Below are 12,398 nucleotides of genomic sequence, written 5' to 3'. Positions count from 1 at the left end.
CACCAATAATTTTCCACGGCAATATTGCCTTCACCACGACGGTTCATGGTTAAACCACGGCGTTTTAATGCCTCTTTGGTATCTTCAACCATTTGTGGATTGCCACAAAGCATGACATGACTGGATTCAGGATTTAACGAATAACCAACCGCTTTTTCCAGTTCACCATTTTCAATTAATACTGGCAATCTTTCGTGCAAAACAGCATTTGGATCACGCGTAATCACAGGAACGAACTTAAATCCAGTATGCCCTTCACCAAAACTTGCCGCAATCTCTTGTATACGATCGACATAAGCCAATTCAGAAACGGTACGAACACTATAGACTAAATGAATTTGCTGGTAATTTTGCCATGTCGCAAAATCCTGCAACATCGAAAGAAAAGGCGCCAGCCCTGTACCTGTTGCTAATAGCCATAAATCTTGAGGTAAAGGTAGTTGATAACGCGCCAAGGTTAAAAAACCATAAGTAATTTTTTCTAAGTAAAGCTCATCACCCACTTTGAGATGTTGTAAATTTGACGTAAACGCACCATTTGGAACGACAATCGAAAAGAACTCTAGTGTTTCATCAAACGGTGATGATACGACTGAATAAGCGCGCACCACCAAATCATCACCCACTTTTAAACCAATTCTGGCAAATTGACCCGCAGTAAACTTAAAATGCGCTGGACGGGTCATGGTAAAACTAAACAAATTTGAAGCCCAACGCTGTACAGACAACACTTTTTCGACGCTAAATTTCTCAATTGACATAATTTCAACATGGCACGACAGGGTATGCTCATGTTAGCATGACAGCAGAAATTATGACTACTTTTCAAGGGTAAGGCTTGATTCATGCGCATGACATTACGTCAGTTGGCTGTCTTTGTGGCAGTCGCTCAAGAAGGAACAGTAACCAAAGCCAGCGATGCCGTCCGCCTGACTCAAAGTGCTGCCAGTATGGCATTGGCTGACCTTGAAGATGGATTAGGCGCTCCACTCTTTGACCGTTTAGGCAAACGCCTACAATTGAACGATTTAGGTCGGTTTTTATTGCCTCAAGCTTTGGAAATTTTGGGGCGTTGTGAAGCATTTGAACAAGCCGCCAAAGGTGAATTACAAAGTATCGATTTACGTCTGGGTGCGACACTCACCATTAGTGATTATTTGATCCCAGACCTCATGGCAGATTTTTTACAAATTCACCCTCAGGCACATTTGCAGTTGCAAGTCGGGAATACTCGCCAGATGATTGAGGCAGTAAATCAATTTCAGCTTGATTTAGCACTCATTGAAGGTTCGTGTCATTTACCACAATTACAATGTATCCATTGGCGGAATGATGAACTTGCTGTCTGTTGCTCGCCTGATCATCCTTTGGCAAAATTAGGTCGGCCTTTGACACCTCAAGATTTTTTAAATGTCGAATGGATTTTACGTGAAGAAGGTTCAGGAACGCGCGAAGTCTTTGATAACGCCATTTTACAGGATGTTCCTGATGCCAATATCCGTCTTACACTGGGTCATAATGAAGCAATTTTAAAGATTGTGGCAGGTGGTTTAGGAATGTCTTGTATTTCCAGACTTGCTATTGAACCTTTAATTGAAAAAGGACAGTTGGTAATTTTAGAAACGCCTTTTTGGGAGCTCACCCGTCCATTACATGTATTGGTACATCGTCAGAAATATCAGGGGCCAGGTTTAAAAGCCTTTATGAATTTCTGTGAAAATCGTGTGAATTGAGAATTTAAAATATAAATAAAAAAAACCTTTCATATGAAAGGTTTTTTTATAGGAAGCATTATTTAGAAATCAAATGTTACGCCCAGTTTATAAGTGCGACCAGCTCCAATTGTGGCAAAACCACTTTGAAATACACCATCCCAATATTTTTTATCTGTTACATTATCAACATTGGCACGGAAAGTTGTATTTACTCCGCCTAGTTTAGTTACATATTTAGCGCCTAAATCAACCAAAGTATAGTCTGGTAATTTTAATGTGTTGCCTGAATCTAAATACTGATCATCAATGTAAGTAACAAAAGTATTAACACTTAATCCTTCAATCAAAGGAATTTGATAATCTAAACCTAAGCCTGCGGTAAACTCTGGTGTACCTTCAACTGTATTCCCTTGATTTGATGCAGCTTTTTCATACTTAGTATCAATATAAGCCAAGTTCCCATAAACAATTAAGTCATCAGTTACTTTGCCAGATACACCATACTCAATTCCTTTAGATTTAGTTTCGGCACCATCTGTTGTTACTGTAGTAGTTTTACCTGCTACATAGCGTGAATCATTTGTCGACAAATTTAATGTCATAGTGCTTGGTTTTTCAATCTGATACATTGCTAAAGTATGCAACCAACGCTCACCTTGAAATTTCGCACCAATCTCATACTGTTTAGTTTCAAATGGCGCAAAAGTATTACCGTAGTTTGCATCCGCTGTAGAAGTAACCGTCGATCCTTGTACTAATGCTTCAACATAACTGGTATAGAACGATAAGCTATCTCCAAATGGCTTCACTACAAATGCAATACTTGGTGAAATCTTATCTTTGCTATAATTGCTCCATGTCTTAGTAGTCGCGTTAATTGAATCAATATCCATATCCTGATAACGTGCACCTAGGATTATTTGCAACTTGTCATTTAACATGGACATTTGATCAGTCAAGGAGTCGCCGCGTTAGGTAATGCAACATCGCCATTCCACGTTCTCAAATCAACCGCATTAGCACTGTTAGAACCTGAAAAGTTGTTATTATTATTTTCAATATGCTGATAACTTGCACCCAACATCAACTCATGTTCACGACCAAATAATTGATACGGCCCTGACGCAGAAACATCTAAACTATGTTCTTCGGGATTGAAATTATTTTGTGAGGCGGCGAGAGATGCATAATGTGCTTTATAAGTTGTTGTACCTTTGATGACATCCTGATCAGAATAATTGACTGAGGCTACACCGATCACCCCAAACAGCGACTTAATTTGCTGTTGTGTATAGTTATAGTTTGCCTGCAAATTCCAACGATTTTCAAATTCATGTTTTGCTTGTGCAAATAGATTAATAGTATCAACCCGACTATATGCCAATTTTGCATTGGCATTAAAGCTAGGGGTGTATGGATTAATACCACCGTCAATACCATACATATCAATACCATGCACACCAAGACCCGTCACTTTGTTACGACTTAGCATACCACCAACAGAAACCGTTGTTTTAGGGTCAATATCAGCATCGATAATGCCATAGAGTGTCCCTGACTGATTATCTCCCCAAGCTTTCCATGAATCACCCTGACCATACGATGCCACAGCGCGACCACGAATAGAACCAGCACTATTTAAACCACCTTGTACATCAAATTGTGATCGGTAAGTATCCCATGAGCCACCACTCAGTTTAACCTCTCCAGTTGGGACACTACTATTGGCATGTTTTCTATTAAAATTTACACTTGCGCTTGGATAACCCGCACCATTAGTCAAGCCAGTAGCACCCTTAATTACGGTCACGTTTTCAAAAACAGCGGGGTCAAAATTACTCAGAGATGATCCATTTTTGCCATCAATCGCTGGCGCTGTCATAACACCATCAACTTGATAATTTACGATTTGTTTACCGCGAGCATAATAAAATACATATTCTCCCCCATTGCCTACTGCACCTTGCGCACCAAAACGCTGTACATATACACCCGGGGTCTGATTCAATACATCTTCAACAGTTGTTAAGTTTTGATCATCGATTTGTTCTTTTGTAATTACACTCACAGACTGAGGTGTATCTTTCAGCGCCAAATCCATTTTTGTAGCAGATTTAGACTTTTTGACGGTATAACTTTGCTGATCTTGATCGCCAGCTTTGAGTTTTATCGTCGGTAAGATATCTTCAGCGTGAATAAAACTACTACCAGCCGCCATAAACATCATCACTGAAATTGTACGGGCTAATATTTTGGGTTGAGTATTAAACATTAAATGTACCCCTGTATAAAATTAGCGCAATCCTATCTAAATTGATAATAATTATCACTAACATTACTCATACTATCTCCATAATTGTAATTGTATTTTTTTATTCACCTAAGCTAGTAAATAATTATTTCCATTTAATATTTATAAAAAATTTAAGGTTATTTTAATTTTTAAAAAAACTTAAACAGTAATTTAGCTGGAATGCACATCCYTTTTTTTCAAAAAAAAAGCCACCAAATTGGCAGCTTTTTAAAGGAGTCTTTTTAATCTTTTTGGACACTACCAAAAATCTTATCTCCTGCATCACCAAGGCCAGGCACGATATAACCTTGCGCATTCAATCCATCATCAATCGATGCGGTATAAATTTCCACTTCGGGGTGCAATTCCTGCACTTTTTTAATGCCTTCAGGTGCAGCAACCAAAATCATGACACGAATATCTTTACATCCGCTGGCTTTAAGAACATCAATCGCAGCAACAAGTGAGCTACCCGTCGCTAACATTGGGTCGATAATCATCGCGATACGGTTGGCGACATCTGGAACTAATTTTTTGTAATACGTTCGCGCCTGTAAGGTTTCTTCATCACGCTCCAAACCGAGTACACTGACTTTGGCACTAGGAATCAGGTTAAGTACGCCTTCCAACATGCCGATTCCTGCTCGTAAAATCGGAACGATGGTAATTTTTTTACCTGCAATACGCTGAGTCGTGACTTTGCTCGCCCAACCATCAACCTCATGATCGACCAATTGCAAATCTTTTGTCGCTTCATAAGTCAGAAGCATTGTGACTTCTTGAGCAAGTTCACGGAAATTTTTTGTGCTGATATCCGAACGTCGCAATAAGCCAAGTTTATGACGAATCAGAGGATGACGGATTTCTTGAATGGGCACGGGAGAACACCTAAAACAACATTAAACTTGATATATTATAAATAGTTTTAGTGACGAAAATTAAAAAACCTCCACGAATGGAGGTTTTTTTTGTTAAAACACAAGCTTAATGCTGTTGTGATAACACAAAATGTAACGGTGATAAAATCTCGCCTTCTAAGGCTAGTTTAATCACTGGATCTGGATAGATACCAATAATTAAAACCAATGCAGCCGCAGCCAAGACCATGATTCCACCTACTTTTTGTCCCCAATGCTTATCCGCATCGATACGAGGAACCTCAGGCGGAGTCATATACATGACCACCATCACACGTAGGTAATAGTACAAACCAATACCACTACCCACAATAATCATGGCAGCAAGGAACCAATGCTGAGTCGTTACCGCAGCCATTACCACAAGGAACTTACCAATAAAGCCTGCGGTCAATGGAATACCTGCTAAAGACAGCATCATTACGGTTAAAGTCGCAGTTAATACAGGACGACGCCAGAATAAACCACGATAATCCGCAAGACTTTCAGCTTCATCGACATTGTTATATGGACTAGACATCAGCGCAACCGCACCGAATGCACCAATGGTAGTCAGCACATAAGTCACGACATACACTGTAACGCTACCCAAACTTGCGTAGGTCATGCTGATTAAAGCAATCAACAAATAACCAAAATGCGCAATCGATGAATAAGCCAAAATACGCTTTAAATTGACCTGACGAACTGCAAGCAAATTACCCGCTAAAATAGATAACACGGCAATGATCGTTAAAATCGTTACTAGTGAATCGACAAGGATCGCACCAGAAGTCAGCATATAACGTACAAATAGGCCAATTGTTGCCACTTTAGCCGCAGTCGCCAAAAAGGTCGCCATTGGCGCTGGCGCACCTGCATACACATCAGGTGTCCATTTATGAAATGGCGCCAGTGAAAGTTTAAAGGCAACCGCAAAAATGACCAGTGCAAGCCCTAAAATCACCATTGGTTGGCGAATCGCATTAAATAATGCTTGTACAGAATCATAGAAAGACAATGAACCTGTATAGGCATAGATATAAGCCATACCCATCAAAAGCATTGCAGAAGCAGTTGCAGAAAGTACAAGATATTTCACACCAGATTCAAGTGAACGACTACGCTGATAGGTATAAGCCAGCAAGCCATAAACTGGGATCGACATTAACTCAAGGCTAATGAAAAAAGAAGCATAATGCGCGCTTGCAACCATCAGCATTGCGCCTGATACAGAGATCAAAAGCAATAAGTAAAGTTCTTCGCGATTATCTTTATAGGTTTCAATATACGCATGCGATAAGGTACAGCATGCAAGTGAAGCCACGATAATGAGCAATTGGTAGATCAGTGTAAACGGATCGATCATAAACATTCCCATGACATTCGATGGCACAAAATGACCACCAAACATCGTAATGAGAATATAAGCTGCGGCAAGGTTTAGACCCACCACTGAAGCGGTTGCAATTAAATTATGATTACGTTTAATTGCAATCAGGATCATCACAACGACTGCGGTCAACGCCACAATCATCACGGGTGCCAAAGGCATAAGCTGAGAAAAAGACATTGTGAAGTTCATGGCTTATTGGATCTCCACATTACTAAGCTGAGTCGCTGCTTGCTGAGTCAAGTCAACCACAGGTTGTACAGGACTATAGCTATTGGCTAACCATTGCATGCTTGAGTGAGATACGTCGAGGAAGGTTTGAGGATAAAGACCCAACCAGACCAAACCAATCAGACACACCATCAAAATAACAAGCTCACGTAAATTCAAATCTTTAAGCGGTTGAACATAGTGCTGTTTTTGTTCAGGGTTTGGCTCACCAAACAATGCTTTATGAATCAAAATCAAACCATATAGCCCTGCAAAGACCAAACTCACCGCAGCGATAATCGTGAACGCAGGATATTTATTAAATGAACCCATAAGGATCAGGAATTCACCAATAAAGTTACCTAGTCCTGGAATACCCACCAAAGCAGCAACAAAGAACATCAGGAAGAATGGTAAATATTGAAGCTGTCCACGTAATCCACCCATCAGGCGTAAATCACGCGTATGTAGACGCTCATAGACTTGACCAGACATAATGAAGAGTGCAGCAGAAGATAAACCATGTGCCAGCATCATGATCATTAAACCCTGATAGGTCAGGATATTACCGGCATAAATCGCAAGAAGCACAAAGCCCATGTGCGAAATTGAGGTATACGCCAACAAACGTTTCATATCGGTTTGCTGATAGGCACACCAAGCACCGTAGAAAATACCAATCAAACCAAAAATAATCGCGATATCTGCAAATTGTGCCGAAGCCGCTGGGAAGAATGGAATCACAAAACGGAGTAAACCATACGCAGCAGTTTTAATCAAAATACCTGCCAAGTCTACTGAACCCGCAGTCGGTGCCTGAGCATGCGCATCGGGTAACCAGCCATGCAGTGGAAATACAGGTAATTTCACTGCAAAACCAATAAACATACAGATCATAAAGACATAGGCAACCGCAGGTGCTTGCTGATCAAGTGTATTGGCGACTGCAAGCAAGTAGTTGTAATCAAATCCGATCGAACCTGTCATCATGTAGCCATAGACTACAAGACCCAGAATACCAATCAGCATGATTAAACCTGCAATCTGGGTATAAAGGAAAAACTTGGTAGCCGCATAGACACGTGATTTTCCATCTGCACCACGGTGTCCCCATAGTGCGATCAGGAAGTAGATTGGAACCAGCATCATCTCCCAGAAGAAGAAGAACAAGAACAAATCAACTGCAAGGAAAACCCCGATCACGCCACCCAAAGACCATAAAAGGTTCAGATGGAAGAAACCGACATTTTTCTGGATTTCACCCCATGAACAACCGACTGCCAAAACACCCAGTAGTGCAGTCAGTCCAACCATCAAGAGTGATAAACCATCAATAGCAAGATGGATATTAATCCCTAAAGTCTGAATCCAAGGAAGATTAAACTCTGCTGACCACGTTGGAACTCGAGCACCAAGCTCATAATGAAATTGACCACTTTGCCAAAGTGCAAGCGTCAATCCCAAAGTCACGAGCATACCAATTAAGGCAATCCAGCGCGGTAAATGCTGATCGAGCTTGTCGACCAACCAGCAAACAAAACCAGCAATGAAAGGAACTAAAATCAGCGCGGGTAAAATTAAATTGTTTTCCATTTTATTTCCCCACCACCTGAATAACGATAAGGATCATCAACAGCACGACGACACCGAGCGACATACTGGAAGCGTATTCACGCACTAAACCAGTTTGACGTGAACTCGTAAATTTGTTGCCGCCTTTCACTAAGGCAGGCAATACCAGCCACATGCTATCGATTGGATCTCGACCTAAAAGTTTTGCTATAAACAAATAAGGTTTTACAAACACGATGTTATACAAGGCATCAAAACCAAATGCAGTACGACAAATATGCACTAAACCTGAACCCAAACCACTTTGAGCAAAAGATTTAACTGCCGCGTAAGCAAATACAAACAGCAAGATTCCTACGATTAAACCCGCAATCGCAATACCGCTTGCCAAATGTTCTGCGTGAGAAACCGCAGCTTCCAAACTTTCTGGAATCACAAAACTTGGAATATTAGCACTGCTTAAAAGCTTCAAAACTGGAGCTTGTAAGAAGTAACCGAAACCTGTCGATAAGAATGCAAGAATAGCCAAAGGTCCCCAGTAAGTCACACCATGAATAGCATGTGCTTCTGTTTTTTCTTCGCCAAAAAATACCACCCAGATTAAACGGAAGGTATAAATAGACGTTAAGAATGCACCTGCAACCCCGACCCAATACAAGGTATTGTAAAGTGGTAAGTTTGCAATCACAGATTGTGCATACACTGCGCCTAAGATCGCATCTTTAGAGAAGAAGCCAATGGTCACGATTGGAAGCGCAGCAAGTGCACCGCCGCCGATGACAAAACACCAGAATACAAATGGAATCTTTTTACGCAAACCACCCATCTTGAAAATATTTTGTTCATGATGACAAGCTAAAATCACTGCACCAGAAGATAAGAACAATAATGCTTTAAAGAATGCGTGAGCCAACATATGGAACAGACCAGCCTGATAGGCTTCTGCCCCCACTGCCATAAACATATAACCCAACTGACTCATCGTTGAGTAAGCCAAAATACGTTTGATGTCGGTTTGAACCAATGCTGCTAAACCTGCGACGAGCAAAGTTACAGCACCTGTAATTGAAATGAATTGCATCACTGCTGGCGCCATTTCAATCACGGTATGCATACGACTGGTCAGATAAACCCCTGCTGTCACCATCGTTGCAGCGTGGATAAGTGCTGAAACAGGCGTAGGGCCTGCCATCGCATCGGCCAACCATGTTTGTAATGGAATCTGCGCAGATTTACCTGCCGCACCCAAGAACAACATTAAAGCGGTCCAGATCGAAAGCGATGAGCTTTGTGTCATCACTGTCGCCGCATTTTCAACGATATAATGCGTATTTAACGTACCAAACTGTTGATAAAGCAGGAACAATGCGATAAGTAAGAATACGTCACCGACACGTGTTACCGTAAATGCCTTGATCGCAGCCCAGCCATTGTCTGGATTTGAATAATAAAATCCAATCAATAGATATGAGCACAGACCGACGCCTTCCCAACCCAAGAACAATAACGCCAAGTTATCGCCAAGCACCAACACCAACATGCTGGCAACAAACAGGTTGAAATATGAGAAGAAACGCGCATAGCCTTCTTCGCCGCGCATATACCATGAAGCAAAGATATGGATGAGGAAACCCACACCCGTAATCATGCCTGTCATGAGTAATGACAAACCATCAAGATATAGCGTAATACCCGGTGCAAAACCACCGACATTAAACCAAGTCCACAAATGTTGGACAAAAAATGGTTGTCCACTGCTGGTAAATGCAAGTCCGGCAATGAGAGCAAACAATGCAGAGAGTCCAACCGAGCCGACACCAATAATGGCTGCGACATTTTCAGAGAGCTTGTCGCGCCCTACCGCTAATAAAATAAAACCGATCAGCGGAAAAAGAATCGTTAAATATAAAGTACTCATCCGCGCATCTCACTAGCAGCATCCACATCCAGATGGTGGAAGCGATGGTAAAACTGAAGGACGATCGCAAGACCAATACAAGCCTCTGCCGCAGCAAGAGTCAAAATCAGGATAAACATAATCTGACCATCAGGTTGTGCCCATGCACTTCCTGCTAAAACAAATGCCAATGCCGCAGCATTCATCATGATTTCAAGGCTCATCAACATAAAGAGAAGATTGCGTCGCACCATTACACCGTAAAAACCCAGTGCAAAAAGAATGGTTGCAACAATCAAACCATGTTCTAAAGGGATATTGCCCATTGTTATAGTTCCCCTTCTGCACTTGGTTCACGTTTACCTAAGTGGAATGCTGCAACTAATGCTGCAAGCAATAACATCGCGGCAACTTCAACCAATAATAAATAATGAGTAAACAAAGCTTGACCGACTGCTTTTGGACCGATCACTTCACGACCCATGACTTGTCCCGGTACCGTGTAATCACTTGATAACATCCAGACCAAAGTCAAACCGAGCAGAAAGCTCATCAGTGCTGGAACTGCCCATGTTTCAGAGCTCAACCACTTACGTTCTTGTTCCACAGTATGCTGACCTAAATTCAGCATCATCACCACAAAGACGAACAGAACCATAATTGCACCAGCATAAACAATCACTTCAAGCGCACCAGCAAATGGCGCACCCACGATCATGAAGATACCCGCTACCGCAAGTAATGAAACAATCAGACTGAGTAAAGCATGTACAGGATTCGCATTGGTCACCACACGAATCGTAGAGACAATGGCCACGAGAGCCATCAAATAAAATGGCCACATCATGGTAATAAACTCCGTACATCGATAGGTGCACTTTCTTTTTGCGCTTGACCTTTACCTTTACCATCAATTGCCATACCCGCAACACGGTAGAAGTTATAGTCAGGATATTTACCTGGACCAGAAATCAATAGATTTTCTTTTTCATAAACCAAGTCCTGACGCACGTACTCACCTAACTCAAAGTCAGGAGTAAGCTGAATCGCGGTCGTTGGACACGCCTCTTCACACATGCCACAGAAAATACAACGAGAGAAGTTGATACGGAAAAACTCTGGATACCAGCGTCCGTCTTCTTTTTCTGCTTTTTGCAGTGAAATACAGCCGACTGGACAAGCCACTGCACACAAGTTACATGCCACGCAGCGCTCTTCACCGTCTGGATCACGAGTCAGAATAATACGGCCACGATAGCGAGGCGGTACAATTTCCTCTGCTGGGACTTCAGGATAAAGAATTGTGTCTCGTTTACGCGTAATGTGGGTAAAGACCATCCACAAGGTACGAACGATTGACCCAACTCCAGCTAGAACTTTATACATTTTGTACTCCCTGCTGTCTTAGGCCTGATTCATCAGAATCACAGCACCAGTCACGAGTAAGTTGACTAACGCCAGCGGCAAACAAATTTTCCAACCAAAGTTCATGACTTGGTCATAACGCGGACGCATTAAAGAACCACGAGCCAAAATAAACATCATCATAAAAAATGCTGTTTTAATAATGAACCAGAACACAGGTGGAACAAACGGAATTTCAAGGTTAAATGGCGCAAGCCAGCCACCAAAGAATAAGGTCACGATCAAGGCAGAAATCAGTACGATATTCACGTATTCTGCAACGAAGAACATCCCCCACTTCATGCCACCATATTCAACGTGATAACCTTCAGCCAATTCTTGTTCAGCTTCTGGTTGGTCGAATGGATGACGATGCGTGACCGCTACACCCGCGACCACAAATACCATAAAGCCAATAAACTGCGGAATGATGAACCAAACATCACGTTGCGCTTCCACGATTTCACGCAGGTTAAATGAACCTGCGATGGCAACAACGCCCATCAGGGAAATACCCAAAAACACTTCATAAGAAATGGTTTGAGCTGCAGAACGTAAACCACCCAGTAACGAGTATTTATTGTTTGATGACCAACCACCAAACAGCACCGCATAAACTGCAATACCCGCCATTGCCATAAAGAACAATAGACCAATACTCATGTCCGCAACGCCTAGCGTCGGACTGATTGGAATCACCATAAATGACAGTACCGCAGTTGCCATTGCCACTGCTGGTGCCATACGAAACGTCAGTTTATCGGCAAACTTTGGTGTCCAGTCTTCCTTGAACATAATCTTCAGCATATCTGCCACGATCTGAAACATCCCGCCCGGACCCACACGGTTAGGACCATAACGGTCTTGCCAGAGTGCCAAAAGACGACGTTCAATAAATGACATTAAAGCTGCAATCACAACCACTACCAGCATAATCACAATGGCTTGAACCACAGCATAAGCAATTGGCCAGTTCTCAGCCCAAAGCGGTGTTTGACGCATAATTTCTTGTTGCATG

At 41.9% G+C, this 12,398-nt stretch carries 11 protein-coding genes and 1 pseudogene; 1 reads left to right on the top strand and 11 read right to left on the bottom strand.

The features are described from left to right. Positions 1-761 (bottom strand): ferredoxin--NADP reductase (locus JR005_RS08870; protein ID WP_004999022.1); only part of this gene is annotated, 761 nt, incomplete at its 3' end. Between the two features lie 84 nt (positions 762-845). On the opposite strand from JR005_RS08870, the gene gigC reads away from it, so the two are divergent. After that, the gene (gene gigC, locus JR005_RS08865; RefSeq protein ID WP_004987367.1) at positions 846-1,733 is read left to right on the top strand and encodes a LysR family transcriptional regulator GigC; all 888 of its coding nucleotides are present in this window, start codon (positions 846-848) and stop codon (positions 1,731-1,733) included. 62 nt (positions 1,734-1,795) lie between these two features. Here the strand turns inward: gigC and JR005_RS15260 are convergent. From JR005_RS15260 to nuoH, 10 genes and pseudogenes are all read right to left on the bottom strand, one after another. After that, a pseudogene (locus JR005_RS15260) lies at positions 1,796-2,677 on the bottom strand (TonB-dependent receptor); the annotation flags it as partial. Then, positions 2,671-3,816 (bottom strand): TonB-dependent siderophore receptor, encoded by a 1,146-nt coding sequence (locus JR005_RS15255; RefSeq protein ID WP_416378513.1) that lies wholly within the window; start codon positions 3,814-3,816, stop codon positions 2,671-2,673. The pseudogene JR005_RS15260 and the gene JR005_RS15255, both read right to left, overlap by 7 nt. 434 nt (positions 3,817-4,250) lie before the next feature. After that, positions 4,251-4,886, bottom strand: a complete 636-nt coding sequence (gene upp, locus JR005_RS08850) for a uracil phosphoribosyltransferase (RefSeq protein WP_218664913.1) — start codon at positions 4,884-4,886, stop codon at positions 4,251-4,253. A gap of 106 nt (positions 4,887-4,992) precedes the next feature. Beyond that, complete coding sequence (nuoN, locus tag JR005_RS08845; protein ID WP_004987382.1) at positions 4,993-6,489, bottom strand: NADH-quinone oxidoreductase subunit NuoN; 1,497 nt, start codon at positions 6,487-6,489, stop codon at positions 4,993-4,995. A 3-nt stretch (positions 6,490-6,492) separates the two neighbouring features. Continuing rightward, positions 6,493-8,100 (bottom strand): NADH-quinone oxidoreductase subunit M, encoded by a 1,608-nt coding sequence (gene nuoM / locus JR005_RS08840; protein ID WP_218664912.1) that lies wholly within the window; start codon positions 8,098-8,100, stop codon positions 6,493-6,495. A gap of 1 nt (position 8,101) precedes the next feature. Continuing rightward, positions 8,102-9,997, bottom strand: a complete 1,896-nt coding sequence (gene nuoL, locus JR005_RS08835) for an NADH-quinone oxidoreductase subunit L (RefSeq protein ID WP_218664911.1) — start codon at positions 9,995-9,997, stop codon at positions 8,102-8,104. Beyond that, on the bottom strand, positions 9,994-10,302 hold the full coding sequence (nuoK, locus tag JR005_RS08830; RefSeq protein ID WP_004987386.1) for an NADH-quinone oxidoreductase subunit NuoK: 309 nt from the start codon (positions 10,300-10,302) through the stop codon (positions 9,994-9,996). Before nuoK ends, nuoL begins: the two co-directional genes overlap by 4 nt. Positions 10,303-10,304: 2 nt before the next feature. Beyond that, positions 10,305-10,820 (bottom strand): NADH-quinone oxidoreductase subunit J, encoded by a 516-nt coding sequence (nuoJ, locus tag JR005_RS08825; protein WP_171063253.1) that lies wholly within the window; start codon positions 10,818-10,820, stop codon positions 10,305-10,307. Continuing rightward, entirely contained in the window at positions 10,820-11,362 is a 543-nt protein-coding gene (gene nuoI, locus JR005_RS08820; RefSeq protein WP_004987388.1) for an NADH-quinone oxidoreductase subunit NuoI, read from the bottom strand. Before nuoI ends, nuoJ begins: the two co-directional genes overlap by 1 nt. Before the next feature lie 18 nt (positions 11,363-11,380). Beyond that, positions 11,381-12,397 carry an NADH-quinone oxidoreductase subunit NuoH gene (gene nuoH / locus JR005_RS08815; RefSeq protein ID WP_004999025.1) on the bottom strand — a complete coding sequence of 339 codons (1,017 nt, stop codon included), beginning with the start codon at positions 12,395-12,397 and terminating at the stop codon, positions 11,381-11,383. Position 12,398: the final 1 nt, after the last annotated feature.

Source organism: Acinetobacter sp. Colony158, from assembly GCF_019264745.1.
Classification (GTDB): domain Bacteria; phylum Pseudomonadota; class Gammaproteobacteria; order Pseudomonadales; family Moraxellaceae; genus Acinetobacter; species Acinetobacter ursingii.
Note: the sequence above shows the minus strand (reverse complement) of the source record. Positions and strands in the feature narration are given on the sequence as shown.

Coding starts and splice junctions, on each gene's coding strand:
- nuoH (WP_004999025.1), bottom strand. CDS start 12,397: ATGCAACAAGAAATTATGCGTCAAACACCGCTTTGGGCTGAGAACTGG.
- nuoN (WP_004987382.1), bottom strand. CDS start 6,489: ATGAACTTCACAATGTCTTTTTCTCAGCTTATGCCTTTGGCACCCGTG.
- gigC (WP_004987367.1), top strand. CDS start 846: ATGCGCATGACATTACGTCAGTTGGCTGTCTTTGTGGCAGTCGCTCAA.
- nuoJ (WP_171063253.1), bottom strand. CDS start 10,820: ATGTGGCCATTTTATTTGATGGCTCTCGTGGCCATTGTCTCTACGATT.
- nuoL (WP_218664911.1), bottom strand. CDS start 9,997: ATGAGTACTTTATATTTAACGATTCTTTTTCCGCTGATCGGTTTTATT.
- nuoI (WP_004987388.1), bottom strand. CDS start 11,362: ATGTATAAAGTTCTAGCTGGAGTTGGGTCAATCGTTCGTACCTTGTGG.
- nuoK (WP_004987386.1), bottom strand. CDS start 10,302: ATGGGCAATATCCCTTTAGAACATGGTTTGATTGTTGCAACCATTCTT.
- JR005_RS15255 (WP_416378513.1), bottom strand. CDS start 3,816: ATGGATTTGGCGCTGAAAGATACACCTCAGTCTGTGAGTGTAATTACA.
- nuoM (WP_218664912.1), bottom strand. CDS start 8,100: ATGGAAAACAATTTAATTTTACCCGCGCTGATTTTAGTTCCTTTCATT.